This window comes from Klebsiella terrigena (genome assembly GCF_012029655.1).
In the GTDB taxonomy this organism is placed as follows: Bacteria; Pseudomonadota; Gammaproteobacteria; order Enterobacterales; family Enterobacteriaceae; genus Klebsiella; species Klebsiella terrigena.
This window is the reverse complement of the sequence record NZ_CP050508.1, coordinates 4,860,236-4,886,817: the sequence shown is the minus strand read 5'-3', so window position 1 is coordinate 4,886,817 and position 26,582 is coordinate 4,860,236. Positions and strand designations below refer to the sequence as shown.

Below are 26,582 nucleotides of genomic sequence, written 5' to 3'. Positions count from 1 at the left end.
GCTTACCCTCATTAGCGCCAGCTGACCGCTAGCCGAATAGATCACTTTCCACGATATACTGTAATGGCAGCGCCATACTGCTGCAATTGTAGAGTCATGAAACTGTGCTGTGGTTCAGAATTGGTTTATAAATTGGTATTTTTGAGCGACGTCTCATCCTTCCCTACGGGGGAAAATGAGACCATCAATGTTAAAAAATGGGGCTGCGGCCGCGTTGGCCAGGCAAAGGCGCCAAACGCGGCATCTGGGGAGAAGATCAGGAGAGGAATTTCGCGCCCTGTTTGAGAACCAGATCGCAGGCCTGCGTTTTGACTTTTTCCGCCAGCGGGCTGCTGCCGAGGGTGCTCAGGTTCAGCTGCTGGCCGTTATTGCTGTTCAGCAGACCCTGCAAACCTTCAAGATAGCCGGTGTCCTCTTTCTGTTTTTCCGGGGTGCCGAGGCCGAGCTTATCCAGCACCTGGTTTTTGACGTTTTCGGTATTGGTCACCGAGGAGAGCTTCTGCTTCGCACAGTACGACATAATGCCGGCGGCATTATTCATGCTGCTGGCGGTCAGCGACTGGCTCCCGCCGTTCAGCAGGCTGGTCAGCGAGGACATCGACAGCGCGCCGCTTTGCTGCGAGCCGCTTTGGCTGCTGAGCTCGCTGGCGGCGCTGGAGAGAGAGTCCTGCCACGAGGCAGCCTGCGCGCCGGTGACAAGAAATGCCGCGGCAGCGACGCTGCAGCGGAGCAAGGATTTAGCAGATTTCATAAACGGTACTCTTCGTCGTTATATAAGAATTTCTTGAGTATAACGCCGCCTGAGATCGGAAATGTCTTAATACTCTTTGCCGGTGACCCGGTGACGATAGCTATCCCAGTTGAAAATCACCCACAGGCTGTTGCCGAGGCGCATGCGGTCCATCACGCGCTCGCCGAGCAGCTTGTTCATCTCGTCCATGTTGCTGTTGGTTAGCATCCCGGTCGGGCGCTTTGATGAGGAGCGGCGATCGACGATCTGATTGATGATCACCTTTTCATAGCGCGATTCGGTTTGCATGCCGATCTCATCGATCACCAGCAGATCGACCCGGCTGAGATCGTTCAGCAGCTGCTCCTCGCTGATCTCCCGGTTGCCGAAGGTGTCCTTCATTGCCGACATGATGTCAGCGACGGTAATGATGAGCACCGATTTGCCGCGCAGCAGCAGCTCGTTACAAATGGCGGCCGCAAGGTGGTTTTTACCGGTGCCGGGCTTGCCGGAAAAGATAAAGCTGGCGATGTTGCCGTCGAACTCTTCAACGTACTGGCGCGCTCTGGAGAGCGCGTTCATCTGGCCTTCGCATTCGACCCGGTAGTTCTCAAACGAACAGTTTTGATGCAGCGGGCGGATGCCGGAGCGGTTAAACGTCCGCTGCATTTTCATCGCCCGGTTCTCCCGCTCGAGGGCTTCGGAACGCAGCTTGCCCTGCTCTTTCTGCCACGCCAGCAGCTCTTCGCCGGTTTTAAACGCCGGTTCGACATGAGCAGGCATCATTTTTTGCAGGCGCTTCATCAGTTCGCCAACGTTTTTCATGCTCATCCTCGGAACCCTCGTGGAATATGGTTATCCGGCTCGCTGACCGTATTCACATCACGACGCGGCTGGCCGCCGTTGCCGGCACGACCGATTTGCACGCTACGCGCCAGCTTCTGCTGCCACTGCACGTGATGAAAAACTTTGCCTTCCGCCTGCCAGTAGGTAACGAATGCCGCCAGCTCTTCCGGCGTCACCGGCTGGCTGAGGGCGATACCCCACAGCGCCGCGAGGCGCTGAAAATCGGCGTCCGGCTGCCAGTCGGCGTACATGGCGAATTTCCCCATAGGGATCGCGGCCGGCGCGGCGGTCGGCTCGTCAAAGAACTGCGTATCAAGCGCGATATCGCTGCCGGGGCGTGCCAGCTTACTCTCCAGTTCAAGCAGCTGGGCCAGGCGTTCCGGCGTCAGCGCGTAGAAGGCGGGAGTATTGTTGGCAAAAACGGCAACGGCACCGCCGGCCGATTTTGCGAGAATGGCCGCAGGATCCTGAATGAAATCATCCAGGCCGCTAAAATCGGTAGTTAAAATTCGCGAAGACATAACACTATCTCAACTCTGAACAACGATAGAGAGGGGGAATAGCACACATAGTAGCACAGCGCCCGGCCGGGATGGAGCGGCTGAGCCATCCCGGCGGCGCCGCTTGCTATACCCGCGGACGCTTGCGGTACAGCCACAGGCCAGGAATAGAAAGGCCGATAGAGAGCGCACCAACGATAGACGACGCCTTTAAAAAGTTGCTTAACAGCATAATCATCATCTCTTCAGAATAACCAAAATGACTGATTTTGACCGCTGAGATCATCGCCGTATAGGCGGATATGCCGGGGAACATCGGGATCACCGCGGCAACGGTAAAGATCTTCGGGTGGGCCAGGTACCAGCGCGACCACTGAATGCCGATACAGCCAATCAGCAGGGCGGCAAGGAAGGTGGCCCACTCGATGTTAAAGCCCGCCGTCATCATCACCATTCGTGAACCGTGACCAATGGCGCCCAGCAGCGCGCACCAGCGCAGCGCCCGCTGCGGGACGTTAAAGACCATCGCGAAGCCAACGGCAGGGATGGCGGCCAGCGCCATGTCCTGGGCCAGTGCAAACAGATATGTGATTATGCCCATCCGCGCAGCCCCCACATGGTCATCGCCATCACCACGCCAATGCAGGTGGCAAGGGTCAGCAGGCTGGCGAGCGCCCAGCGCGCAAGGCCGGTGTTGATATGCCCTTTGAACATATCCGCCACGGCGTTGATCAGCGGAAAGCCAGGCACCAGCAGCAGCACGCTGGCGGCCATCGCCACGGTGGACGTGCTGGCAAAGGTCGGCAAGCGCAGCATCAGCCCGGAGATAGTGGTGGCCACAAAGGCGGTAATACAAAAGTTAATCTGCGGATGCATCGAGCGGTGAGTCAGCAGCTGGCGGATATACATGGCGATAGTGCTGGCGCAGAAGGTGACCAGCGCGCCGTCCCAGCCGCCGTTGTTTAATTTGCAGAAGCACGCGCAGGAGAGCCCGACCATCAGCACCAGCAGCCAGCGCGGGTAGCGCAGCGGTTTTATCTGGGTGAAGCGCTTTTCCACATCTTTATAATCCAGCAGCTTATGCTCGGCAAGGATCACAATATGCTGCACTTCGGTCACTACGTGCATATTAATACCGCGATCGACATTCTTGCGCGTTGAGGTCAGGCATTCGCCGTCTTTGATGGTGGTGAGGACAATTGCATTCGAGGAAATGGCGCTCTCGACGCTGTCCATGCCTAACGCCCGCCCCAGGCGAGTAGAAAGCTCCTCAACCAGCGCGCTCTCCGCCCCGTGTTGCAGTAAGAAAAGACCACACTGAATGCACAATCGCGTAATTGTGCGCTGAACTGTCCGATCTGCTTGCATAAATACCTGCCGTCAGTAACGCCCGATGCCGTAGTGTCCGTCGCTACTTTAACCTGAACTCTCGCTTTGCCTGAGGGGGTCGGGATCAAACAATGTGCAAAAAGCCGGCTCCCGGCGGTATGGATAAATTTTGAACTGCACCACACTTTGCTAAAACTGTTGAAAAGTGCAGTTTTTACCGCCGTTATTGCCTTCTTTTTCCCACCTGACTTATCAAAAATGCACATGAGAACTTTTAATAAACAAAAAACAAACAAATAATTAACCATTCGAGAGCGAGACACCCTATGAAAACTCAGGTCGCGATAATCGGTGCCGGCCCCTCCGGGCTGCTGCTGGGGCAGTTGTTGCATAATGCGGGGATTCGAACTGTTATCCTCGAACGGCAGACGCCTGAATACGTCCTCGGGCGGATCCGGGCAGGTATCCTCGAAAGCGGCACCGTCGATCTGCTCCGTGAAGCAGGCGTGGCGCAGCGGATGGACGCGGAAGGGCTGGTGCATCACGGGGTTGAGTTTTTGTTTGAGGGGCAGCGCGTTCCGCTCGACCTGACGGCGCTCAGCGGCGGGAAAAGCGTGATGGTGTACGGCCAGACCGAGGTGACCCGGGATTTAATGGCGGCCCGTGCCGACTGCGGGGCGCCGATCGTTTATGGCGTCAGCGACGTGGTGATTCAGGATGCGAAAAGCGATCGGCCGGCCATCACCTTCGTCAGCGGCGGGGAAACGCACCGGCTGAGCTGTGATTTCATCGCCGGCTGCGATGGTTTTCACGGCGTGTCGCGGCAAAGCATTCCGCGTGAGCTCCTTAAAGAGTATGAAAGCGTCTGGCCGTTTGGCTGGCTGGGGATGCTGGCCGATACGCCGCCGGTGAACCCCGAGCTGATTTATGCCCATCATGAACGCGGATTTGTACTATGTAGTCAGCGCTCACTAACTCGTAGCCGCTACTATTTACAGGTACCGCTCAGCGATAAGGTAGAGCAGTGGTCGGACGCACGCTTCTGGGAAGAGCTGAAGAACCGCCTGCCGGACGAGCTCTCTACAAAGTTAGTGACTGGTCACTCACTTGAGAAGAGCATCGCGCCGTTGCGCAGCTACGTGGTGGAGCCGATGCAGTACGGCAGGCTTTTCCTCGTCGGGGATGCGGCGCATATCGTGCCGCCAACCGGGGCGAAAGGGCTGAATCTCGCCGCCTCAGACGTCAACTATTTGTGGCGGATCCTGCGCGAATACTATCACCATGGTCGTGACGACCTGCTGGCGAGCTACTCGCGTTTTGCGCTGGATCGCGTGTGGAAAGGCGAGCGATTCAGCTGGTTTATGACCCGCCTGCTGCATGATTTCCCGCAGCAGAGCGAGTTTGATAAAAAAATGCAGGCGGCCGATCGCCGCTACTATTTTGGCTCACGTGCCGGACTGACCACCATTGCGGAAAACTATGTCGGTCTGCCAATGGAGCACGTGGCATAGCGTTGAAAAGGGCAGGAGTCGTGATGCAGGCAGCGAATAGCGTTCCCGTGTTTAAGCTGTATGGGGAAGAACGAGACTGGCCGACGCCGGATCTGCTGCACTGCGAGTCTATTTTGCAGCGCAGCAGCCTGTACGAATGGCACATCCGCATGCATCAGCACGCCGAGCTGGTGCAACTGCTGTATCTCCATAAGGGAAGCGCTGAGATCGAGATTGAGGGCGTGACCACGGTGATGACGGAAGCCTGCATCCAGGTGGTACCGGCGCTGTGCGTTCACGGATTTCGCTTTTCACCGGGCACCCAGGGATTTGTGCTCTCGCTGGCGCTGCCGCTGCTCAGCCGTTTTGAAAACCAATTTGGCCGCCAGCTCGATGTGCTTAGCCAGCCGCAGTGCGTGCCGGTCAGGCGCTCCCGAGGCCACGTGCGGGCGCTGTTTACGGCGCTGCGCGAGGAGTACTGTGAAGAGCTTGATGCGCGTGAAATGATGCTCCATTCGCTGCTCGGCGCGCTGCTGGTGTGGCTGAACCGACGCTGCCTCCCGGCTCCGGTAACGGCAGACAGAGCGGAGAGGAAACGCAGCGCCATGCGTCACTTTTCTCGTCTGATTGAGAGCCACTATCGCGAACATCTCCCGCTGGCAGAGTATGCCAGGCGGGTGGGTATATCGGCGACGCACCTTAATTATTTGTGCCGTGAATTTCATGGCCGCAGCGCGCTGGAGGTTTTGCATCATCGGCTGATGCTTGAAGCGCGGCGTAATCTGCAGTATACCGGGATGACGATAGCTCAACTGTCTGATTACTTAGGATTTTCCGACTCCACCTACTTCTCTCGTTTTTTCCGACGCTACAGCGGCGTGTCGCCAAAGGCCTTCAGAAATAGCATCAAATGAAATAGCGTTATTCTGCCCCCGTAATAAATTATTTTTTCTAACTTTGATTTTAAATTTTTCTAACTTATTGAGCGTTATTGCCTGTGTTAGCGTTGATGGTTGGCAAGGTCAGACTCAATTCCTCGCCAGACTAATAAAGATCTATCTGGCACAGTAATATAACGGCCGCCAAATTATTTATCTTTATTGTTAAAGGCGCGAGTCTTCGATGGGAAGCGGAGGGTTTATGTTACCGGGAAAAGGTAAATACGGCATTATTATCAGTAAAATACCGGTTATGCAGCGTGGGCTGAAGGCAATTGCCGGGGAGCACCTTCCCGAATACGCCTTTGGCGTTTGCGGCTCTCCGGAGGAGCTGACTCTGCTTCAGCTACGGCAGGCAGTGCTGGTTATCGCTGATTTATCAGGTGAAAGCCATCAGCTCCGCGAGGTGTGCGGGGAGTATCACTCATTGATGACCCAATATAACGATATTCATTGGGTCTATATGATTGGCCATGCCTGCGATCTCCAGGCCATGGAGATATTAGTCTGCGCGCAAAGCACCCTCGTTTCCAGCCACGACTCCGTAAAACATCTGCTTGAGGTTATTCACGCGGATGGCACGACGCGGGAGAGAATCAGCCAGACGCTCTTATCCGCCGCGTCAGGAAATAGTGAAGAAAATCGGCCAACGGCAATTTTTCTGACGCTTTCTGAACGTAAGGTTTTACGTTTGCTGGCGAAAGGCTGGGGAATTAACCAAATTGCCGCGCTGTTGAAAAAGAGTAATAAAACGATTAGCGCGCAGAAAAATAGCGCTATGCGCCGCCTCTCTTTGCGCAGCAATGCGCAGATGTATGCCTGGATTAATAGCGCTCAGGGAATGAAGGAGCTGAATATTTACGCCGCTTTTGGAGAACAAAAGCAATGGAAAAAAACACCTCACCTCGATATGTTGCTGTCGTAGAAAAATGCATGCTGACCGAACTGGCGCTGCGCCATATATTAACCGGCGCGGGGTCGGGTAATTATATTGTGCGGTTTTTTAAAGATACCCAATCGCTGCGCCGGACGCTGCAGTCGACAAACGCTATCGCCGTTATTTTTTCACTTTTCAGCAATCGCCTCTTCCGCATGGAGAGCCTGCTTTTTCTTCATGAAATCGCCTGTTCCAGTCCTGAAATACGGCGCATCGTTTTAGCGCATGATAGCGCTGAAGCGCGTTTAGTCTGCCAGCTGACGCCCTCCATGCTGCACGGCGTGCTGAATAAATCGATCTGCCGCCTGCGCTTGCAGGAGCAGCTTATTCAGCTGATTAACCCGACGCCGCAGGCGGACGAGGCGCTGATTAGCCCAGGACCGGGCCTCGGCAGCCAAATTCTGAGCCCAACGGAACAGCATATTCTTCGCTATATGACCTACGGCTATTCGTTACCAGAAATAGCGGCCCGGCTGGATCGTAATATCAAAACCATCCGCGCCCATAAGTTCAACGCCATGAATAAGCTCGGCGTCAGTTCAGATCTCGGCCTGCTGAGCGCGGCCGATATCCTGATGCATTTATCGGCCCTCGACGAGGACGCTGCGGAGGAGTGCCTCGGGTAAGCCTCCGCCCGTTTTTACAGGCAAACGTCAACCCAGGTCGCGCCGGTGAGCTGGGCCATCCGGTCAGGAGAAATGCGTACCGCGCTGTGGATGGCGCCGGCCGCGGGCAGGACTTCCTGATACTGCTTGAGCGAAATATCGCAATAGACCGTCAGCGGATTTTCCAGGCCGAAAGGGCATACGCCGCCAACGGGATGCCCGGTTAGCGTGACGACCTCATCGCTGCTCAGCATGCGGGCCTTCGCCCCAAACGCATCCTTCAGCTTTTTATTATCCAGACGCACGTCGCCGCGAGAGACGACGAGTATCACCCGGTCTTTCACCTTTAACGACAGGGTCCTGGCGATTTGTCCCGGCTCAACGTGATGCGCGGCGGCGGCGAGGGCCACGGTCGCGGTACTTTGCGTGAGCTCGATGATTTCGATATCGGGGGCGTGTTCGGCAAAAAACTGCCGTACGGACTGCAGACTCATTAGGATCTCCTGATTAATGCCCGTTTTAATCTGGCATAAGCCTCGCGGAGTGTAAATATTGCCGGCTGATAATCGAGAATTTTTCCAATTTCTGGATCTTCTTCACAATCACCGCAACCGGTTACTGTAACCGGTTGCGGTTATGGTCGCTCAGATGAATACTGAATGGGTAACTTCCCTGCGTCACTTATAACAAAGAGCCGTGTATGAATCGTACTGACTTGAGCAGTATAGCTGGGCGAATGGCTAATGTGCTTTTTCGCTCACAGAACATGTTTCATCACAACGGCAGGATAATCGTTGTTGGGCCTGTTTCTATAGCCTGTCAGGAGGGCTGCTATGTCTGCTAACCATGCTGCGTTTAATCTGATATTCCGCTTTGTAGAAAATTATATTAGCCCTGTCGCCGGGCGAATCTCGTCGCAGCGCCACGTGATGGCTATTCGTGACGGCTTCATCTCGGCCATGCCGTTTATGATAGTCGGCTCATTTCTGCTGGTGTTTGCCTATCCGCCGTTTTCCCCGGATACCACCTGGGGCTTCGCGCGCGCCTGGCTGGATTTGGCAAAAGAGTTTGAAGGACGAATTCTGACGCCGTTCGATATGACGATGGGCATTATGTCTATCTACATCTGCGCGGCGATTTCTTATAACCTCGGCAAGCATTACGTAAAATCTCACCAGCTCGATCCCTTTATGTGCAGCATGCTGTCAATTATGGCATTCCTGCTGGTCGCGGCACCGAAAACCAGCGGCACTTTACCGGTGGATAGCCTCGGCGGAACGGGGATCTTTACCGCGATCCTGGTCGCGATCTATTGCGTTGAGATGATGCGCTTTCTGAAGGCGCATAACATCGGGATCCGCCTGCCGGATCAGGTTCCACCGATGATTAAAAACTCGTTTGACCTGCTGATCCCGGTGCTGGTGGTGGTGCTGACGCTCTATCCGCTCAGCCTGTTTATTCAGCATCAGTTTGACATGCTTATTCCGCAGGCCATTATGTCCGTCTTTAAACCGCTGGTTTCCGCTGCGGATTCATTGCCGGCAATTTTACTGGCGGTGCTGATCGGTCATCTGCTGTGGTTTGCAGGGATCCACGGGGCGGCAATTGTCTCCGGTATGCTGCAGATGTTCTGGCTGACCAACCTGGGTATGAACCAGCAGGCTCTGGCACAGGGCGCGCCGTTACCGCACATCTTTATGGAGGCGTTCTGGACGTTCTTCATTGTGATAGGCGGCTCTGGCGCCACCATGGGGCTGGTTATCTGCTATCTGCGCAGCCGCTCGGCCCATCTGCGGTCTATTGGCCGTCTGAGCGTGGTACCGAGCCTGTTTAACATTAACGAACCGGTTATTTTCGGCACGCCAATCGTCATGAACCCGGTATTCTTTATTCCGTTCCTGCTGTCGCCGATGGTGAACGCCGTGCTCGCCTGGGCGGCAATGAAGCTGGATCTGATTGGCCGGGTTATTTCGGTTGTCCCCTGGACTGCTCCGGCGCCGATTGGCGCAGCATGGGCGCTGGGCTGGGATTTCCGCGCGGCGATCCTGGTGATTCTTCTGGCCTGCGTTTCAGCCATCATCTACTTCCCGTTCTTTAAGGTATACGAGAAACAGCTGTTAGAGCAGGAGGCGGAAGAGGCCCAGCGCGTGGCGGAAGAGAGCCAGCAAACGGCATAAAAGCAGGCGGGCGGCACTAAGGCCGCCCGCGTGAAAAAGCGGATTATTTTAGCGTACAGTCTCCGCACTGCTGGACGTCCGGCAGGCGGTAGCGCTGGCAGCAGGTACGCCGTACCAGCGCGCCTTCACGGATAACGACCGTACGCCATAGCGGGTTATCCCGGCCATCGGCAAACTGCTTTTCAAAGAAGCAGTGCTGGCGCAGAGCCGCTACCCGCTCCTCTCCCAGCAGCGTCTTCATCTCACCCAGATACCAGTTAATCAAATAGCCGGTATTGCTCCAGATAAGCTTCGCGTTGATATCTCCGGTCGCTTCCAGCGCCTGAATCACCGGCTGCAGGGCGTCATTGACCAGCGTTTCCATCCGCGACTGCGGCGACTGCCCGCTACCGGTGGTTGCGGAGTGGACGTCGATCCAAAAGCAGGCCGCCCGGCCGGTTTCATGGAACTCGACGCGGAAATGTTCCGGCGCCAGGCTGATGGTTTGCTCTTCGCTTAACACGGCCAGCATCAGCGGCGGCACCAGCAGGCCGATATACCATTGCGCCCACAGCGAGAGCAGCGGTTTTTGCTCCCGCGGCAGCGTTGGCTGATGGCGATAGATATGATCGGAGTAGGTGGCCAGCAGGGAGTTCAGGGTAACCGGTGAGGACCACTCTGCAAGCGTCAGCGCGCAGGACGGGGCCTCTTCATCCAGACGGAGAAAATCCAGCAGATGCGGGCGCAAGGCGGTGATTTTTTCCCGGATGGCGTCCGCCAGCGCATGCTCAGCCGGCTGAAACGGGGCCTGCCAGATAATGTCGTTGCTGAATGGAATTGAACGGTAAGCCATCAGATCGCCAGATACAAATCTAAATGATAATGATTGCTGATACTAGTTGCTTGCGTAAAGGATGGCAAGATCTTTGTCCGCGCGGCGCTTCCCTGGCGGCGCGGAGGTGGGGTTAGCTGGCGAGAATAATATTACGGCCCAATTTTTTGGCTTCGTAGAGCGCGCTGTCCGCTCGCTTCAGGGCGCCGTCGATATCGGCATCGACGAGCGGCGTCAACCCGATGCTGATGGTAACGTTGGTGGCGACGCTTTCATTAAACATGTGGGCGATTTTCAAATCGTAGACTCGCTGGCGGATCCGTTCCGCTGCCTGCTGAGCGGTTTCCGCCGTGCTGTTGGTCAGCAGCACCATAAACTCCTCCCCGCCGAAACGGGCCACAATATCCCGTGAACGAACGGCGTTACGGATCGCGGCGGAGACCTGAATCAGCGCCTGGTCGCCCATCATATGCCCGTAGTGATCGTTGTAGGCTTTAAAGTGATCGATATCCAGCAGCAGCACATGATGGCTATTCCCATCCAGGGCCAGGAGGGTATCCAGCCGGTTTTGCAAACCGCGGCGATTGTACAGCCCGGTAAGCGGGTCGAGCATGCTCAGGTCATTCAGCGTATTACGTTCCTTCAGCAGCTTATCCATTAGCCCCTGGGTAAAGGTATCGCTGCGTTTCTGAATCAGGTTTTGCATCGTGATGCCGGCAATGGGCAGCATAAAGCAGTAGAGCATGCGCAGCCACTGCTCGCCTTCCGCAAGGATCAGACAGGCAATAAAAGTGGGGAAGGAGTGCAGGGTAAACGCAATGATATTATTGGAAAAAGCGATTGCGCCAATAAACAGGACGCTTAACAGAGCGATCACCAGAAAGTTAAAATGCGGCGGCGGCATCATTGATGATTTTTCGCAAACGTGCCAGGCCCACAGCAGACCAAATATCAGAGAAATAAAGGAAATATTTATTCTGCGCCGGGCGAATTTCCAGTGCCATAACAATAAACCGGCGCTGCAGGCGAAAATCAGGGTGCAGGGCAGGGTAAAGCTCACGACGGTAAAGAGCGGGCTGGCCAGGGATAAGAAAGCTGAAATCAAATTAAGGACTAAAAAAAGCCGTAAGGAATACTGATATTTTTTTTCGTAATGAGCTCGCCAGGATTGTGCAGTCATATGGGGGATATCATTATTAGTCGTTAAATTTCAAAATGATGGCTGCCAAAAATGAACAATAAAAAGCAATGCGCAATATAAGGTTTTTGCGAAATAATCAAATGTTTTAATATATAAGCGTTTTGCGCTTAATTTATCACCTTCATGAATGTATGTCATTACCGCAAACGTAAAGAATAAAGTATCCGTTCTGGTTAACATGACAAATGATAAAAGCTATCATATGATATTGGTTATCATTATCGTTGTGAGAGGTGAAAACATGTTGCAGCGGACTTTAGGCAGCGGGTGGGGCGTGCTGCTTCCGGGCGCAGTCATTGCTGCTCTTGGATTTGCTGATTTGTCGCTGGATGCCTGGCGCGGGTTGGTAACCCTGGGACTGCTGATGTCTGCCGTGATGATCTGGCACCGACAGCTGCGTCATTTCGTGTTGCTGCCGTCATGCGTGGCGTTGGTCAGCGGGATTATGCTGATGACGTTGAATTTAAGGCTGATGGGGTAATTCAGGAGGAGAGTAAGAATATTGGTGCGAGGGGGGGGACTCGAACCCCCACATCCTAAGGACACTAACACCTGAAGCTAGCGCGTCTACCAATTCCGCCACCTTCGCACAGTATTCTTAATTTCGATATCGCCTCGTTGGTGCGAGGGGGGGGACTCGAACCCCCACATCCTAAGGACACTAACACCTGAAGCTAGCGCGTCTACCAATTCCGCCACCTTCGCACAGTGCGAGCGATATCTACGTGGATGATGGTGCGAGGGGGGGGACTCGAACCCCCACATCCTAAGGACACTAACACCTGAAGCTAGCGCGTCTACCAATTCCGCCACCTTCGCATACCATCGATACTATGAAAGTATCGTTACCACGGAGGCGCATTCTAGTGGTTTTCAGCTATTCGTCAATAGTTAATTGTGCTGGCGGAATTGATTGTTGCAAAAAGGCGCGGCGGGAGGCGGTAAAAGACCGGCGACGCGCGGTGACGTCGCCGGACGGTAGCGAGGCGTTATTTCTTCGCCTGGCGGGTCATCACGGTGCGGTAGACCTTAAAGCGGCCGGTCTGCGCGAGAACTTCGTGGAAGCCGAAGATTTCATCAAGCACGTCCGGATAAGGCAGGAAGGCGTTAGCGACAATGCGCAGCTCGCCGCCGCTGCCGAGGTGGCGTACCGCCCCGCGAATCAGGGTTTGCGCCGCTTCCTGGCTGGTCTGCAGGCCGTCATGGAACGGCGGGTTGGAAATGATCATGTCAAACCGGCCGTTAACTTCGGAGAAGACGTTGCTGGCGAAGACTTCACCTTCAATGCCATTGGCGGCGAGGGTGGCGCGGCTGGCTTCTACCGCTGGCGCGCTGACGTCACAAAGGGTTAAACGGACCTTCGGCGAATGGCTTGCCAGTACGGTCGCCAGCACGCCCGCGCCGCAGCCGACGTCGAGCACTTTGCCCTTGGTATGCGGCGTCAGCGTTGAGAGCAGCAGCTGGCTACCGACGTCCAGCCCGTCGCGGCTGAATACGCCCGGCAGGGTTTTAATCGTCAGGTTGTCGAGCGGATATTCGCCCCAGTACTGCTCAGGATCGAAGGTTGGCTGTTTTTCCAGACGACCGTGATACAGCCCACAGCGGCGGGCGCTGTCAATTTTGGTCAGCGGCGCGTAGTCGGCCAGCATCTGCTCGGCGCTGCGCACGCCGCTGCGGTTTTCACCGACCACGAAAATATCGATACCGGTCGGCAGCAGCGACAGCAGGTTCATCAGCTGGAACTGGGCTTCCGGCTTGTTCTTCGGCCAGTAGTAAATCAGCGTATCGCAATCGGCGACGTCGCTGGCCTGCGCCACCAGGCCAAAGCTGGCGCTCTCGCCCATCTGGCGGCTCAGCACCTGCCAGTGGTGAAACTGCTGGGTGTGAACGCGGCTGGCGGCGGTGTCCAGACGTGCGGGCAGGTCATCCTGCAGGTCACCGGCAAACAGAACGCGGGCGGACTCGAAATCATCACTGTGGCGCAGCAAGACTTCACTTGCCGGGGTAAAAGCAGACATGAAACACTCCTTCATTAAGACTGGCGCCGATTATACACGTTATCCTTAGCGCTGCCTCTTTGTTGGCTGTCCCTGCGAGCATCGCCGTATTCTGCCGCCGACAGGGGCGGAGTTTGTTGGCGCAAATACGACGGATTTGCTATATTGCGCGCTTGATTAACAGGAGTGTTTCGCTATGACATCCCGACGAGACTGGCAATTACAGCAGCTGGGCATTACCCAGTGGTCGCTGCGTCGCCCCGGGGCGTTGCAGGGCGAAATCGCTATCTCACTGGCTGGGCATATTCGTCTGGTGATGGTGGCGGAAAATCCGCCGTCGCTCAGCGAACCGCTAATCGGTGATGTTCTACGGGCGCTGGCGCTGACGCCGGATCAGGTGCTGCAGTTGACGCCAGACCGCGTGGCCATGCTGCCACAGAACGGCCGCTGTAACAGCTGGCGGTTAGGCACGGACGCACCGTTGCTGCTGGCGGGCGCACAGGTAACCTCGCCCGCTTTTGATGAACTCCAGACCAGCGCGCCTGCCCGTATGGCGCTCTGGCAACAAATCTGCGCACATGAACACGATTTCTACCCTCAACACGGCTGATTTGCCCCGAGCCTGGCAAATAGAATCCCGCGCCCATGCTTTTCCGTGGAGCGAGCAAACCTTCGCCAGCAATCAGGGAGAACGCTACCTGAATCTCCAGCTGGCGGTCGATGGTGAAATGGCGGCCTTTGCCATTACGCAAATTGTGCTGGACGAGGCGACCCTGTTTAACATCGCCGTCGATCCGGCCTTCCAGCGGCGCGGCCTCGGCCGAGAGCTGCTGGAGCGGGTGATTGATGAGGTCGAAAAACGCGGCGTCGCCACGCTGTGGCTGGAGGTTCGCGCCTCTAACGCTGCGGCCATTGCGCTGTATGAAAGCCTGGGCTTTAACGAGGCGACCATCCGCCGCAACTACTACCCCACCGCCGACGGCCGTGAGGATGCACTCATTATGGCTCTACCGCTAAGCATGTAAGACAAGGTGATACGATGAAGTGGGACTGGATTTTCTTTGATGCCGATGAAACGCTGTTTACGTTTGACTCCTTCACCGGTTTACAGCGGATGTTCCTCGACTATAGCGTGACGTTTACCGCTGAAGATTTTCAGGACTATCAGGCCGTGAATAAGCCGCTGTGGGTGGACTATCAAAACGGCGCCATCACTTCGCTTCAGCTGCAGCACCAGCGTTTTGATAGCTGGGCCAGTCGCCTGAGCGTGCCGCCGGGCGAGCTTAACGACGCGTTTATGAACGCCATGGCCGAGATTTGCTCGCCGCTTCCCGGGGCGGTATCGCTGCTGAACGCGCTGCAGGGTAAGGTGAAAATGGGGATTATTACCAACGGCTTCACCTCGCTGCAGCAGATCCGTCTGGAACGAACCGGTTTGCGCGATCACTTTGATTTATTGATTATTTCTGAACAAGTCGGCGTCGCAAAGCCGGATGCGCGGATCTTTGACTACGCCCTGGCGCAGGCGGGCCTCCCGGATCGTTCCCGCGTGCTGATGGTAGGGGATACCGCAGAGTCTGATATTCGCGGCGGCGTCAACGCCGGCCTCGCGACCTGCTGGCTCAACGCCCATCAGCGCGAGCTGCCTGAGGATCTCCGCCCGGACTGGACGGTAACCTCGTTAAGCGAACTGGAGCAGCTCCTGTGTAAACACTGATTGCCTCCCCCCCGTTGATGGGTAAAATAGCCGCAATTTTTCGTATTTAACATGCGTGGCCGGTTGCCGCGTTTACTAAGAAGATTCAATTATGACGTTGTCTCCTTATCTGCAGGAGGTGGCCAAGCGCCGCACTTTTGCCATTATTTCTCACCCGGATGCCGGTAAAACTACCATCACCGAAAAGGTGCTGCTGTTCGGACAGGCGATTCAAACCGCCGGTACCGTTAAAGGCCGCGGCTCCAACCAGCACGCGAAGTCGGACTGGATGGAGATGGAAAAGCAGCGTGGTATCTCTATTACCACGTCGGTGATGCAGTTCCCGTATCACGGTAGCCTGGTTAACCTGCTGGATACCCCGGGCCACGAAGACTTCTCTGAAGATACCTATCGTACGCTGACGGCGGTGGACTGCTGCCTGATGGTTATCGATGCGGCCAAAGGCGTCGAAGATCGTACCCGTAAGCTGATGGAAGTGACCCGTCTGCGCGACACGCCGATCCTGACGTTCATGAACAAGCTCGATCGCGATATCCGCGATCCGATGGAGCTGCTGGACGAAGTTGAAAACGAGCTGCGCATCGCCTGCGCGCCGATCACCTGGCCGATTGGCTGCGGGAAGCTGTTTAAGGGCGTGTACCATCTCTATAAAGATGAAACGTATCTTTATCAGACCGGTAAGGGCCACACTATTCAGGAAGTCCGCATTATTAAGGGCCTGAATAACCCGGATCTCGACAGCGCGGTCGGTGAAGACCTCGCGCAGCAGCTGCGCGATGAGCTGGAGCTGGTGCAGGGCGCTTCCAACGAATTTGATAAAGAGCTGTTCCTGGCAGGGGAAATCACCCCGGTCTTCTTCGGGACGGCTTTAGGTAACTTCGGCGTCGATCATATGCTGGATGGCCTGGTGGATTGGGCGCCCGCGCCGATGCCGCGTAAGACCGATACGCGCGAAGTCCGCGCGGAAGAAGAGAAGTTCACCGGCTTTGTGTTTAAAATTCAGGCCAACATGGACCCGAAACACCGCGACCGCGTCGCCTTTATGCGCGTGGTTTCCGGGCAGTACGAAAAGGGCATGAAGCTGCGTCAGGTGCGTATTGGCAAAGACGTGGTGATTTCCGACGCGCTAACCTTTATGGCCGGCGATCGCTCGCACGTTGAAGAAGCCTACCCTGGCGATATTATCGGCTTACATAACCACGGCACCATTCAGATTGGCGATACCTTCACCCAGGGCGAGATGATGAAGTTCACCGGCATTCCGAACTTCGCGCCGGAGCTGTTCCGTCGTATTCGTCTGAAGGATCCGCTGAAGCAGAAACAGCTGCTCAAAGGGCTGGTGCAGCTCTCTGAAGAGGGGGCGGTACAGGTCTTCCGTCCGATCGCCAATAACGATCTGATCGTCGGGGCCGTCGGGGTGCTGCAGTTTGACGTGGTAGTTGCGCGCCTGAAGAGCGAATATAACGTGGAAGCGATTTACGAATCGGTCAACGTGGCGACCGCCCGCTGGGTCGAATCGACCGACGTGAAGAAATTCGAAGAGTTTAAACGTAAAAACGAAATTCAGCTGGCTCTCGATGGCGGCGATAATTTGACCTATATTGCGCCGACGATGGTGAACCTTAACCTGACTCAGGAGCGTTACCCTGAAGTGATGTTCCGCAAAACGCGCGAGCACTAATCCCTTCTGGAGCGCGGCCTGTGCCGCGCTCTGCTCGATTTTCCCGCCGTCCCCGCCGCTAAAGAAAGTTCTTAATTTTTTCCGTTCGCCCATTTTTTTATGCATATTTCCCTCCTTCCTTGCGACCTTCTACTATATTTAATAAGCAATTTTCAAAATGCTGGCTTAATAAACTACTTATTCAGCTTTACCGATATAGAAATAACGAGGAGATCATCATGACAAGACGAAAGAATACCAGCAAGATGCTGGCGCTCTTCTTGGGCTCGGCTATGATCAGCGCCTCGGCATATGCGGACAACTCAACGACGGACAGCGCAAAGTCCGTTGCCAACAGCGCCGGGCAGGCTGTCGATAGCTCGATGAATAAAGTCGGCGACTTTATGGACGACAGCACCATTACCGCCAGAGTTAAGGCGGCGCTGATCGATGATAAAAGCATCCGCAGCACGGATATCTCGGTGAAAACCGAGAATAAAGCGGTCACCCTGAGCGGCTCGGTAGAGAGTACCGAGCAGAAAGAGCAGGCGGTCAAAATAGCGAAAGAGGTTAAGGGCGTCTCGACGGTCAACGACAAGCTGAGCGTCGCCAACGAGCAGCCTGCAAGCCTGAAGGGCTACGCGGGCGATACGGCGATTACCAGTGAAATCAAAGCGAAGCTGCTGGCCGACGATATTGTCCCTTCGCGGAAGGTGACGGTTGAAACCAGCGCTGGCACTGTGCGTCTGTCAGGGACGGTGGCGTCTCGTGAGCAGGCAGAACGCGCCGTTGAGATAGCTAAAGCCGTCACCGGCGTAAAAACCGTGAAAAATGACCTCAGCGTCCAATAACACCGTTCACTAAATAAATTTTTCGGCGACTGCCGTTTAATCAGAGCACGACAGGGTTGGTGCCTGCGCGACCTGAGCGCGTAGAAAAGCGACCGTTATCCACTATGGTAAGGAGAGCATTATGTTTCGATGGGGCATTATTTTTCTGGTCATCGCCTTAATTGCCGCCGCTTTAGGATTCGGTAGCCTGGCGGGTACGGCAGCCTGGGCGGCAAAAATTGTCTTTGTCGTCGGTATTATTCTGTTCCTGGTCAGCCTGTTTACCGGGCGCCGGCGCCCGTAGATGCTAAGGCCAGAGTGGCATTAAGCGTATTGATGAAATAGTGTTTTACATAAAGCCAGTCTATATGACTGGCTTTTGCTGTATCAGGGGGTTAAAAATTGCGTTACCTTGAGTCGATAGAATAAGCAAACAGGAAGACAGAGTGGGGCATCGAATTCCCGTCACGCTTGGCAACATTGCGCCATTATCGGTTAAACCTTTTCACCCGGGCAAGCTTGGCCTGGTGTGTGAGGGGGGAGGGCAACGGGGGATTTTTACCGCCGGGGTGCTGGATGAGTTCATGCGCGCCGGATTCAACCCTTTTGACATTATGCTCGGCACCTCTGCCGGGGCGCAAAATCTGTCAGCCTATATGTGCAACCAGCAGGGCTACGCGCGCAAGGTCATCACGCGTTACACCACCGCTCGCGAGTTTTTTGACCCGATGCGCTTCGTGCGCGGCGGAAATCTTATCGACCTCGACTGGCTGGTGGGGACCACGGCGCAAAAAATGCCTCTGGCGATGAGCTACGCCGAAGATCGGTTTGCGCAGGGCAAAGAGCTGTGGATGTGCGCCTGCCGCGGTGATGACTATACCCCTAACTACTTTTCCCCGACGCAGTCCACGTGGCTCGATCAGATCCGCGCCTCCAGCGCGATCCCCGGTTTTTATCGCAGCGGCGTGATGCTTGACGGTATCAGCTATCTCGACGGCGGCGTCAGCGACGCTATCCCGGTGCAGGAGGCCGCAAAACGCGGCGCGCAGACGATTGTGGTGATCCGCACGGTTCCGTCGCAGATGTACTATACCCCGCAGTGGTTTAAACGTATGGAGCGCTGGCTCGGCGAAAGCAGCCTGCAGCCGTTTGTCAATCTGGTCCAGCACCATGAGGCCACCTACCGCGCCACCCAGCAGTTTATTGACAAGCCGCCGGATAAGCTGCGGATCCTCGAAATCTACCCGCAGAAGCCGTTAAAAAGTATGGCCCTGGGGAGCCGGCTGCCGGCGCTGCTTGAGGACTATAAAACCGGCCGTCAGTGCGGCCGCTATTTCCTGGCAACGGTGGGCAAGCTGCTGGCGGACCGTCCGCCGCTGCTGCGGCATATGCCGCGTCTCGCGGTGCCCGCGCCGGTGGTGGTGCCGCCGGCTTCCGTGGCCAACGATGCGCACCAGGCAACCCTGATTGACGCCGCGCAGGCCAACGATGCCAGCTTCGATAATGAGGATCTGGCGTGATGCGACAATTTATCGATACCCACTGTCATTTCGATTTCCCGCCGTTTGCCGATGATGAAACGGACAGCATCGCCCGGGCCGCGCGTGAAGGAGTGATGCGGATTATTGTTCCCGCCACCGAGGCGGACAATTTTCCCCGCGTGCTGGCCCTGGCTGCGCAGCATGATGCGCTGTATGCCGCGCTGGGCCTACATCCGATAGTGATTGAACGTCATGATGAGAGCAGCCTTCAGCGGCTTGAGGCGTGCCTGCAGCAGCGCAGCGCAAAGGTGGTGGCGATTGGGGAAATTGGCCTCGATCTCTATCGCGAGGATCCGCAGTTTGATCGCCAGCAGGCGGTGCTTGAGGCGCAGCTGAGGCTGGCAAAGCGCTATGATTTGCCGGTTATCCTTCATTCGCGACGCACCCACGATAAGCTGGCGATGCTGCTGAAAAAGCACGCTCTGGCGCGTACCGGGGTGGTGCATGGCTTTGCCGGCAGCCTGCAGCAGGCGGAGCGTTTCGTGCAGGCAGGATACAAAATTGGCGTTGGCGGCACCATTACCTATCCCCGCGCCAGTAAAACGCGCGAGGTCATGTCTCGTCTGCCGCTGTCGGCGCTGCTGCTGGAAACGGACGCGCCGGATATGCCGCTAAACGGCTTTCAGGGAGAGCCAAACCGCCCGGAGCAGGCGGCTCGGGTCTTTACCACCCTGTGCGAGCTGCGCCAGGAGCCGGCAGATGTTATCGCCCAGGCCCTCCTGAGCAACACCGAAGCGCTGTTCGGCACGCTATAACACATCGCTTAACAAGCGAAACCCGCCCTCTCGGCCGTCGCTGCGGCAAAACTCACGCTACGGTTCCTGTGTTTGTTAGAATTCCATCATTTCCAGGTTTTGATTAAAATCGTTGTTTTTCAATCTATAATCACGTAAATCCTCTTTCTTTAGCACAATATGTGCGCGCTGGTGTCGAGTTTCAGGCTGCTTGTATGTTATAATAATAACATTGTCGCGCGATGAGGAATTCTGATTATGCTTAAAGAAAACTTGTCGCTGAGATGGTGGGTACTGGTATTTTTATGTGATTTACATCTCATTATGGTTATGCAAGTTAGTAATTAGTTTTCATTAACTGTGATGGATGTCGAAGTGTAGCGGCGAGGTGATGTTACAATAGTAACAGACTCGCAAGGTGACAAACTATTGAACCGGCAATACGCCGTCGGAGTATGAAATGACTGATTTATCTGCAAGCAGCCTGCGCGCATTGAAGCTGATGGACCTGACCACCCTGAATGACGACGACACCAATGAGAAGGTGATCGCGCTGTGTCATCAGGCGAAAACGCCGGTCGGTAACACAGCGGCAGTCTGCATCTACCCACGCTTTATCCCGATTGCTCGTAAGACCTTGAATGAGCAGGGCACGCCGGATATTCATATCGCCACGGTGACCAACTTCCCGCACGGTAATGACGATATCGATATCGCCCTGGCGGAAACCCGTGCCGCGATCGCCTACGGCGCCGATGAAGTTGACGTGGTATTCCCGTACCGCGCGCTGATTGCCGGCAACGAGCAGGTTGGATTCGACCTGGTTAAAGCCTGTAAAGAGGCCTGCGCGGCGGCTAACGTTCTGCTCAAAGTGATCATCGAAACCGGCGAGCTGAAAGAAGAAGCGCTGATCCGCAAAGCTTCCGAAATTTCCATCAAAGCGGGCGCGGATTTCATCAAGACCTCTACCGGTAAAGTGCCGGTAAACGCCACGCCGGAAAGCGCGCGCATCATGCTGGAAGTTATCCGCGATATGGGCGTTCAGGAAACCGTAGGCTTTAAGCCAGCGGGCGGCGTACGCAGCGCGGAAGACGCGCAGCAGTTCCTGGCGATTGCCGATGAGCTGTTCGGCGCAGAGTGGGCCGACTCGCGCCACTACCGCTTCGGCGCCTCCAGCCTGCTGGCTAGCCTGCTGAAAGCGCTGGGCCACGGCGACGGTAAGAGCGCCAGCAGCTACTAAGGCGTAACGGTGACATAACCGTATCCCGGACGAGGCGCGCTAGCGCCGAGGCCGGGAGATCCCCGGCGGCGCAACGTGCGGCCGGGCTTCAGGATTTTAGCACGGGCGCAGATAACGCCGCCCGTCGTGTTTGACCTTATTCCTCAGGGGGTTACCTTGTTTCTCGCACAAGAAATTATTCGTAAAAAACGTGATGGTCACGCGCTGAGCGATGATGAAATTCGATTTTTCATCAACGGGATACGCGATAATACCGTCTCCGAAGGGCAGATAGCCGCGCTGGCGATGACCATTTTTTTCCACGATATGACTATGCCAGAACGCGTTTCGCTGACCATGGCGATGCGGGATTCAGGAACCGTACTGAACTGGAAAAGCCTCAATCTTAACGGGCCGATCGTGGATAAGCACTCCACCGGCGGCGTGGGCGATGTCACGTCGCTGATGCTTGGCCCGATGGTTGCCGCCTGCGGCGGCTACGTGCCGATGATCTCCGGTCGTGGACTGGGACATACCGGCGGAACGCTCGACAAGCTGGAAGCGATCCCCGGTTTTGATATTTTCCCGGACGACGGCCGTTTCCGCGACATCATTAAGGATGTTGGCGTGGCTATCATCGGGCAGACCAGCTCGCTGGCGCCTGCCGACAAGCGCTTCTACGCCACCCGCGATATTACCGCGACGGTGGACTCGATTCCGCTGATCACCGCCTCTATTCTGGCGAAAAAGCTGGCTGAAGGCCTGGATGCGCTGGTGATGGACGTGAAGGTGGGCAGCGGCGCCTTTATGCCGACCTACGAACTCTCTGCTGCGCTGGCCGAAGCGATCGTTGGCGTCTCCAACGGCGCAGGCGTGCGCACCACCGCGCTGCTGACCGATATGAATCAGGTGCTGGCCTCCAGCGCCGGTAACGCCGTCGAAGTCCGCGAAGCGGTGCAGTTCCTGACCGGCGAATATCGCAATCCTCGTCTGTTTGACGTGACCATGGCGCTGTGCGTTGAAATGCTGATTTCCGGCAGGCTGGCCCAGAACGATGCCGACGCGCGCGCGAAGCTGCAGGCGGTGCTGGATAACGGTAAAGCGGCCGAGGTCTTTGGCCGAATGGTGGCTGCGCAGAAAGGTCCGAACGATTTCGTTGAAAACTATGATAAATATCTGCCGACCGCGATGCTGAGCAAGGCGGTCTATGCCGACGGTGAAGGGTTTGTCGCTGAAATGGACACCCGCGCGCTGGGCATGGCGGTGGTGTCGATGGGCGGCGGTCGTCGTCAGGCATCCGACCCGATTGACTATAGCGTCGGCTTTACCGATATGGCCCGCCTGGGCGATAGCGTTGACGGGCAGCGGCCGCTGGCGGTGATTCACGCGAAAGATGAATCCAGCTGGCAGGAGGCCGCCAAAGCCGTGAAGGCGGCAATAAAACTGGACGATACCGCACCGAAAGAAACGCCGACGGTCTATCGTCGCATAACTGAATAGCTGTATACTGATCTGATCGCTTTTTTGCAGCGCAAAAGGTACGGAGAATAATATGAAACGTGCATTTATTATGGTGCTGGACTCCTTCGGCATCGGTGCGACTGAAGATGCTGCTCGCTTTGGCGACGTTGGCGCAGATACCCTCGGACACATTGCGCAAGCCTGTGCCAAAGGGGAAGCCGACATCGGCCGTAAAGGCCCGCTGAATTTGCCAAACCTGACCCGTCTCGGTCTGGTAAAAGCGCATGAAGGTTCTACGGGTTCCATCGCGGCTGGAATGGATGGAAATGCGGAAGTTGTCGGGGCCTATGCGTGGGCACACGAACTCTCTTCCGGTAAAGACACGCCGTCAGGCCACTGGGAAATCGCCGGCGTGCCGGTGCTGTTCGACTGGGGCTACTTCCCGGAACACGAGAACAGCTTCCCGCAGGAGCTGCTGGACAAGCTGGTTAAGCGCGCAAATCTGCCGGGCTACCTCGGCAACTGCCACTCTTCCGGTACCGTCATTCTGGATCAGCTCGGCGAAGAGCATATGAAAACCGGCAAGCCGATTTTCTACACCTCCGCTGACTCGGTGTTCCAGATTGCCTGTCACGAAGAGACCTACGGTCTCGATAAGCTGTATGAGCTGTGCGAAATCGCGCGCGAAGAGCTGACCGAAGGCGGCTACAACATCGGCCGCGTCATTGCGCGTCCGTTTATCGGCGACAAGGCGGGTAACTTCCAGCGCACCGGTAACCGCCATGACCTCGCCGTTGAGCCGCCTGCCGCCACCGTGCTGCAGAAGCTGGTGGATGAGAAAGACGGCCACGTGGTGTCGGTGGGTAAAATTGCCGATATCTACGCGAACTGCGGGATCACCAAAAAAGTGAAGGCGACCGGCCTGGACGCGCTGTTTGACGCGACCATCAAAGAGATGAAAGAGGCTGGCGACAAGACTATCGTCTTCACCAACTTCGTCGATTTCGACTCTTCATGGGGCCACCGTCGCGATATCGCCGGCTACGCCGCGGGTCTGGAGCTGTTCGACCGCCGCCTGCCTGAGCTGATGGCGCTGGTCGGGGAAGATGACATTCTGATCCTGACCGCCGATCACGGCTGTGACCCAAGCTGGCAGGGCACCGACCATACCCGGGAACATATTCCGGTACTGGTCTACGGTCCGAAGGTTAAACCCGGTTCGCTTGGCCACCGTGAAACCTTCGCGGACATCGGCCAAACGCTGGCGAGCTACTTCGGGACTTCCGCGATGGACTACGGCAAAGCCATGTTCTGATGGATTTGGGCGGGAATTTCCCGCCCTTCATGCATTCAAATATAAAAGGATAAAACGATGGCAACTCCACATATTAACGCCGAGATGGGTGATTTCGCTGATGTTGTTCTGATGCCGGGCGACCCGCTGCGCGCGAAGCACATTGCGGAAACTTTCCTTGAAGATGTGCGTGAAGTGAACAACGTGCGCGGCATGCTGGGCTTCACCGGGACCTACAAAGGTCGCAAAATCTCCGTTATGGGCCACGGTATGGGTATCCCATCCTGCTCCATCTATACCAAAGAGCTGATCACCGATTTCGGCGTGAAGAAAATCATTCGCGTCGGCTCCTGCGGCGCGGTGCGCGCTGACGTGAAGCTGCGTGACGTGGTTATCGGTATGGGTGCCTGCACCGATTCCAAAGTGAACCGTCTGCGTTTTAAAGACCATGACTTTGCCGCTATCGCCGACTTCGGCATGGTGCGCAACGCCGTTGATGCCGCAAAAGCGCTGGGCGTTGACGCGCGCGTCGGCAACATCTTCTCCGCCGACCTGTTCTATACGCCGGACCCGTCGATGTTTGACGTGATGGAAAAATACGGCATTCTGGGCGTGGAAATGGAAGCGGCCGGTATCTACGGCGTGGCGGCGGAGTTCGGTGCAAAAGCGCTGACCATCTGCACCGTCTCTGACCATATCCGTACGCACGAGCAGACCACCGCTGCCGAGCGTCAGACCACCTTCAACGATATGATCAAAATCGCGCTGGAATCCGTTCTGCTGGGCGATCAAGAGTAAGCTGAACGGCTCTCCCCCGATGCGGGGAGGGCCGCAGTTTCCGGCTAAGGCGCGAACGCCGCGGCCGGATAGCCGCCTCCCGCCATTAGCGTACCGCACCCGCTATCCATGCGGACAGCTCGCCTAGCTCCTGTTCCTGCTCGGGGAAATCGACCCGTAACGCCTCGCACGCCTGCTGCAGCGCCTCGGCGCGATACGCACAGCCCTGCAGCCGCGCGGCCAGCGCTTCCAGCGGCGCCGGGTTCAGGCTGTCGGTAAATACCTGCGTGCGGGTGATATGCCCTTTCTCAACATCAAAATGCAGCTCGACGCCTCCCCAGCGAAAGCGCTCATCCAGCAGGTGAGAAAAGGCCGGCGCCTGACCAAAATTCCACTCCCAGCTGCTCTGACGGGCGAAGGTTTCGGCAAAATTAGGCAGATCGGGGGTTTTATCCGGCGAAATGACTTCGGCTTCCACCCGCTCGCCGTAGTGTTTGAAAAAAGCCTCTTCGATGGCGGCGCAAACCTGACGGTGGGTGATGCCCGGCAGCAGCTCCACCAGATTGGCCACCCGCCCGCGTACCGAGGTTATCCCCTTGGCCTGCAGCTTTTTTTGGTCCGGATTGAGGTAGTTGGCAAGACGGCTTAAATCGGCGTTCAGCAGCAGCGTGCCGTGGTGAAAACCGCGATCCATGGTTTCACGGTAGGCGGAACCGGAGACCTTGCGGTCACCTTCGGCGGTTTTCACCACCAGATCGTTGCGCCCGGAGGCTTCCGCCGCGACGCCCAGCGCGTTAAGCGCCTCCAGGACGATCCGCGTGGAGACGGTTTTATCGTACTCGGGCTTGCCCGCCATAAAGGTAAAGCAGGTATTGCCCAGATCGTGAAAAACGGCGCCACCGCCGCTGCTGCGGCGGGCCAGACGCACGTTGTCCTCCTCCATCCGGCGGGTGTTGCACTCTTTCCACGGGTTTTGCGCCCGGCCAATAACCACCGTATCGGCGTTGCGCCACAGGAACAGCACCCGCTGGGTTGCCGGCATCTGGCGGAAAATAGACTCCTCAACCGCGAGGTTGAACCACGGATCGTAGGAGTCGGAGAGCAGCAGGCGTAGCGTCGGCATCAGGGGGTTCCTTTTTTTTCATCGTCTTCATCTTCCACCGGCTTATTGGCGGTAAGCAGGAATGGCGACTGCTGCCAGCGGGTGCGTTTGCCCTGCAGCAGGGTGCGAGTCAGCACGACGCCGATAGCCAGCGACAGCAGCAGCATCAGGCGGAGAATATTGGTGGTATTATCCACCTGTTTCGCCTCGGTCGCTAACGTATGGGTATCCAGCGTCAGGCGCAGGTAGCCGAGCGGGCCGTTTTTGCCCTGGATAGGTTCGACGATTTGCTGATTAAAGTAGCCGCCGGCCTTTTTGCCGTCGAGGGCGAGCCTGTCGCGCACGTTGACGCCTTCGCCGGAGCGCGCCACCAGATCGCCCTGGTCGTCATAGACCCCGGCATCCAGGATGCGGCTCTGTCGGGTCAGCTGCTCCAGCAGCTGGCCGATGCGCTTTTCATCGGGCGTCTCGCTGCGCATCAGCGGCGCAAGATTTAGCGAAACCTGCTGGGCAAGCGTGCGGGCCAGTTCTTCCAGCTGCGGGTTACGCTGCTTTTGGCTGTTCTGGCTGAACCACGAGGCTCCCTGCATCAGGGCGACGAGAAGCGCCAGACAGATCAGAACGATGACGGCGCGATGCAGTCGGAATTTCAGTTTTGCGCGTACCATATTCCACCTTTAATATTT

29 protein-coding genes and 3 tRNA genes are annotated in these 26,582 nt (G+C 56.4%); 18 read left to right on the top strand and 14 right to left on the bottom strand.

The annotated features are described in order from the left end of the window. Positions 1 to 256: 256 nt before the first annotated feature. From HCK03_RS22915 to HCK03_RS22895, 5 genes are all read right to left on the bottom strand, one after another. On the bottom strand, positions 257 to 751 hold the full coding sequence (locus HCK03_RS22915; protein ID WP_041143927.1) for a YjjA family protein: 495 nt from the start codon (positions 749 to 751) through the stop codon (positions 257 to 259). A gap of 66 nt (positions 752 to 817) precedes the next feature. Beyond that, a complete protein-coding gene (dnaC, locus tag HCK03_RS22910; protein WP_041143928.1) occupies positions 818 to 1,555 on the bottom strand; it encodes a DNA replication protein DnaC in 738 nt (245 codons plus the stop codon). A gap of 2 nt (positions 1,556 to 1,557) precedes the next feature. Further along, the gene (gene dnaT / locus HCK03_RS22905) at positions 1,558 to 2,097 is read right to left on the bottom strand and encodes a primosomal protein DnaT (RefSeq protein WP_167692225.1); all 540 of its coding nucleotides are present in this window, start codon (positions 2,095 to 2,097) and stop codon (positions 1,558 to 1,560) included. Between the two features lie 106 nt (positions 2,098 to 2,203). After that, positions 2,204 to 2,677, bottom strand: a complete 474-nt coding sequence (locus HCK03_RS22900) for a threonine/serine exporter (protein WP_041143930.1) — start codon at positions 2,675 to 2,677, stop codon at positions 2,204 to 2,206. Beyond that, complete coding sequence (locus HCK03_RS22895; protein WP_115193613.1) at positions 2,668 to 3,444, bottom strand: threonine/serine exporter family protein; 777 nt, start codon at positions 3,442 to 3,444, stop codon at positions 2,668 to 2,670. The genes HCK03_RS22900 and HCK03_RS22895 overlap by 10 nt, the downstream gene beginning before the upstream one ends. Before the next feature lie 287 nt (positions 3,445 to 3,731). Between HCK03_RS22895 and pobA the strand changes: the two genes are divergently transcribed. The 4 genes from pobA to bglJ all read left to right on the top strand — a co-directional run bounded on the left by pobA (position 3,732) and on the right by bglJ (position 7,396). Continuing rightward, positions 3,732 to 4,916 carry a 4-hydroxybenzoate 3-monooxygenase gene (pobA, locus tag HCK03_RS22890; RefSeq protein WP_143967748.1) on the top strand — a complete coding sequence of 395 codons (1,185 nt, stop codon included), beginning with the start codon at positions 3,732 to 3,734 and terminating at the stop codon, positions 4,914 to 4,916. A 23-nt stretch (positions 4,917 to 4,939) separates the two neighbouring features. Further along, entirely contained in the window at positions 4,940 to 5,809 is an 870-nt protein-coding gene (locus HCK03_RS22885) for a helix-turn-helix domain-containing protein (RefSeq protein WP_041143933.1), read from the top strand. Positions 5,810 to 6,035: 226 nt separating this feature from the next. Continuing rightward, positions 6,036 to 6,758: a helix-turn-helix domain-containing protein gene (locus HCK03_RS22880; protein WP_167692224.1), complete on the top strand. Its 723-nt coding sequence runs from the start codon at positions 6,036 to 6,038 to the stop codon at positions 6,756 to 6,758. Further along, positions 6,719 to 7,396 carry a DNA-binding transcriptional activator BglJ gene (bglJ, locus tag HCK03_RS22875; protein WP_052474464.1) on the top strand — a complete coding sequence of 226 codons (678 nt, stop codon included), beginning with the start codon at positions 6,719 to 6,721 and terminating at the stop codon, positions 7,394 to 7,396. The genes HCK03_RS22880 and bglJ overlap by 40 nt, the downstream gene beginning before the upstream one ends. A gap of 14 nt (positions 7,397 to 7,410) precedes the next feature. Here bglJ and HCK03_RS22870 read toward each other — a convergent pair whose 3' ends face one another. Next, positions 7,411 to 7,869, bottom strand: a complete 459-nt coding sequence (locus HCK03_RS22870) for a YbaK/EbsC family protein (protein WP_041143935.1) — start codon at positions 7,867 to 7,869, stop codon at positions 7,411 to 7,413. A 339-nt stretch (positions 7,870 to 8,208) separates the two neighbouring features. On the opposite strand from HCK03_RS22870, the gene HCK03_RS22865 reads away from it, so the two are divergent. Continuing rightward, positions 8,209 to 9,552 (top strand): PTS sugar transporter subunit IIC, encoded by a 1,344-nt coding sequence (locus HCK03_RS22865; RefSeq protein ID WP_041143936.1) that lies wholly within the window; start codon positions 8,209 to 8,211, stop codon positions 9,550 to 9,552. Between the two features lie 43 nt (positions 9,553 to 9,595). Here HCK03_RS22865 and fhuF read toward each other — a convergent pair whose 3' ends face one another. Beyond that, positions 9,596 to 10,384 (bottom strand): siderophore-iron reductase FhuF, encoded by a 789-nt coding sequence (fhuF, locus tag HCK03_RS22860; RefSeq protein ID WP_167692223.1) that lies wholly within the window; start codon positions 10,382 to 10,384, stop codon positions 9,596 to 9,598. Between the two features lie 112 nt (positions 10,385 to 10,496). Beyond that, the gene (locus HCK03_RS22855; RefSeq protein WP_123552672.1) at positions 10,497 to 11,543 is read right to left on the bottom strand and encodes a GGDEF domain-containing protein; all 1,047 of its coding nucleotides are present in this window, start codon (positions 11,541 to 11,543) and stop codon (positions 10,497 to 10,499) included. Between the two features lie 262 nt (positions 11,544 to 11,805). Here HCK03_RS22855 and HCK03_RS22850 point away from each other — a divergent pair, with 262 nt between their 5' ends. After that, entirely contained in the window at positions 11,806 to 12,045 is a 240-nt protein-coding gene (locus HCK03_RS22850) for a DUF1435 domain-containing protein (protein ID WP_041147516.1), read from the top strand. A 22-nt stretch (positions 12,046 to 12,067) separates the two neighbouring features. Here the strand turns inward: HCK03_RS22850 and HCK03_RS22845 are convergent. The 4 genes from HCK03_RS22845 to rsmC form a co-directional block, all read right to left on the bottom strand. Beyond that, a tRNA-Leu gene (locus HCK03_RS22845) sits at positions 12,068 to 12,153 on the bottom strand. Positions 12,154 to 12,183: 30 nt separating this feature from the next. Next, positions 12,184 to 12,269, bottom strand: a tRNA-Leu gene (locus HCK03_RS22840). 28 nt (positions 12,270 to 12,297) lie between these two features. Next, positions 12,298 to 12,383, bottom strand: a tRNA-Leu gene (locus tag HCK03_RS22835). A gap of 170 nt (positions 12,384 to 12,553) precedes the next feature. Then, positions 12,554 to 13,582 (bottom strand): 16S rRNA (guanine(1207)-N(2))-methyltransferase RsmC, encoded by a 1,029-nt coding sequence (rsmC, locus tag HCK03_RS22830; RefSeq protein WP_041143939.1) that lies wholly within the window; start codon positions 13,580 to 13,582, stop codon positions 12,554 to 12,556. Positions 13,583 to 13,757: 175 nt separating this feature from the next. On the opposite strand from rsmC, the gene HCK03_RS22825 reads away from it, so the two are divergent. From HCK03_RS22825 to deoD, 12 genes are all read left to right on the top strand, one after another. After that, positions 13,758 to 14,171: a DNA polymerase III subunit psi gene (locus HCK03_RS22825; RefSeq protein ID WP_041143940.1), complete on the top strand. Its 414-nt coding sequence runs from the start codon at positions 13,758 to 13,760 to the stop codon at positions 14,169 to 14,171. Continuing rightward, a complete protein-coding gene (rimI, locus tag HCK03_RS22820; protein ID WP_041143941.1) occupies positions 14,140 to 14,586 on the top strand; it encodes a ribosomal protein S18-alanine N-acetyltransferase in 447 nt (148 codons plus the stop codon). Before HCK03_RS22825 ends, rimI begins: the two co-directional genes overlap by 32 nt. Positions 14,587 to 14,600: 14 nt before the next feature. After that, positions 14,601 to 15,278, top strand: coding sequence for a pyrimidine 5'-nucleotidase (yjjG, locus tag HCK03_RS22815; protein WP_076946448.1), 678 nt, complete (start codon positions 14,601 to 14,603; stop codon positions 15,276 to 15,278). A 91-nt stretch (positions 15,279 to 15,369) separates the two neighbouring features. Next, positions 15,370 to 16,959, top strand: coding sequence for a peptide chain release factor 3 (gene prfC, locus HCK03_RS22810; protein WP_041143943.1), 1,590 nt, complete (start codon positions 15,370 to 15,372; stop codon positions 16,957 to 16,959). A gap of 218 nt (positions 16,960 to 17,177) precedes the next feature. Continuing rightward, entirely contained in the window at positions 17,178 to 17,789 is a 612-nt protein-coding gene (gene osmY / locus HCK03_RS22805) for a molecular chaperone OsmY (protein WP_041143944.1), read from the top strand. A gap of 121 nt (positions 17,790 to 17,910) precedes the next feature. Then, on the top strand, positions 17,911 to 18,072 hold the full coding sequence (locus HCK03_RS22800) for a DUF1328 domain-containing protein (RefSeq protein WP_004857650.1): 162 nt from the start codon (positions 17,911 to 17,913) through the stop codon (positions 18,070 to 18,072). 142 nt (positions 18,073 to 18,214) lie between these two features. After that, a complete protein-coding gene (locus HCK03_RS22795; protein WP_041143945.1) occupies positions 18,215 to 19,288 on the top strand; it encodes a patatin-like phospholipase family protein in 1,074 nt (357 codons plus the stop codon). Beyond that, positions 19,285 to 20,064 (top strand): TatD family hydrolase, encoded by a 780-nt coding sequence (locus HCK03_RS22790; protein WP_135185209.1) that lies wholly within the window; start codon positions 19,285 to 19,287, stop codon positions 20,062 to 20,064. The genes HCK03_RS22795 and HCK03_RS22790 overlap by 4 nt, the downstream gene beginning before the upstream one ends. A gap of 439 nt (positions 20,065 to 20,503) precedes the next feature. Then, positions 20,504 to 21,283 carry a deoxyribose-phosphate aldolase gene (gene deoC, locus HCK03_RS22785; RefSeq protein WP_041143947.1) on the top strand — a complete coding sequence of 260 codons (780 nt, stop codon included), beginning with the start codon at positions 20,504 to 20,506 and terminating at the stop codon, positions 21,281 to 21,283. 156 nt (positions 21,284 to 21,439) lie between these two features. Further along, positions 21,440 to 22,762: a thymidine phosphorylase gene (gene deoA / locus HCK03_RS22780; protein ID WP_041143948.1), complete on the top strand. Its 1,323-nt coding sequence runs from the start codon at positions 21,440 to 21,442 to the stop codon at positions 22,760 to 22,762. 52 nt (positions 22,763 to 22,814) lie between these two features. After that, a complete protein-coding gene (deoB, locus tag HCK03_RS22775) occupies positions 22,815 to 24,038 on the top strand; it encodes a phosphopentomutase (RefSeq protein ID WP_076946445.1) in 1,224 nt (407 codons plus the stop codon). 57 nt (positions 24,039 to 24,095) lie between these two features. Continuing rightward, entirely contained in the window at positions 24,096 to 24,815 is a 720-nt protein-coding gene (deoD, locus tag HCK03_RS22770) for a purine-nucleoside phosphorylase (protein ID WP_041143950.1), read from the top strand. Positions 24,816 to 24,900: 85 nt separating this feature from the next. On the opposite strand, the gene lplA is transcribed toward deoD, so the two are convergent. Next, positions 24,901 to 25,917 carry a lipoate--protein ligase LplA gene (gene lplA / locus HCK03_RS22765; RefSeq protein ID WP_095103931.1) on the bottom strand — a complete coding sequence of 339 codons (1,017 nt, stop codon included), beginning with the start codon at positions 25,915 to 25,917 and terminating at the stop codon, positions 24,901 to 24,903. Continuing rightward, complete coding sequence (locus HCK03_RS22760; protein WP_167692222.1) at positions 25,917 to 26,564, bottom strand: YtjB family periplasmic protein; 648 nt, start codon at positions 26,562 to 26,564, stop codon at positions 25,917 to 25,919. The genes lplA and HCK03_RS22760 overlap by 1 nt, the downstream gene beginning before the upstream one ends. Positions 26,565 to 26,582 lie beyond the last annotated feature (18 nt).